The 275-nt window shown below is 47.3% G+C and carries 1 pseudogene; it reads left to right on the plus strand.

Annotated elements, in window-relative coordinates:
• Positions 1-275, plus strand: a pseudogene (locus tag AAEY99_RS21410) (hypothetical protein); the annotation flags it as partial.

Consider the following 275-nt stretch of genomic DNA (forward strand, 5'->3'; position numbering starts at 1 on the left):
TTATATGACTGATGAAAATGACAGTTTAGACAACGTTGATCATAGCTTGTGGGAAAATAACGTGACCAACGTGGTGATGATGGGCATGGGCGAGCCATTACTAAACTATAAGCCAGTGGTTGGCTCGATGGAGCTGATGCTGAGTGATCACGCCTACGGTTTGTCAAAGCGTCGGGTGACATTATCAACCTCAGGGGTCGTGCCAAAAATGTATCAGTTGGCACAAGATATCGATGTGGCACTGGCGATTTCACTGCACGCACCCAATGATGAGC

Source organism: Shewanella sp. S1-58-MNA-CIBAN-0166, from assembly GCF_040310085.1.
In the GTDB taxonomy this organism is placed as follows: Bacteria; Pseudomonadota; Gammaproteobacteria; order Enterobacterales; family Shewanellaceae; genus Shewanella.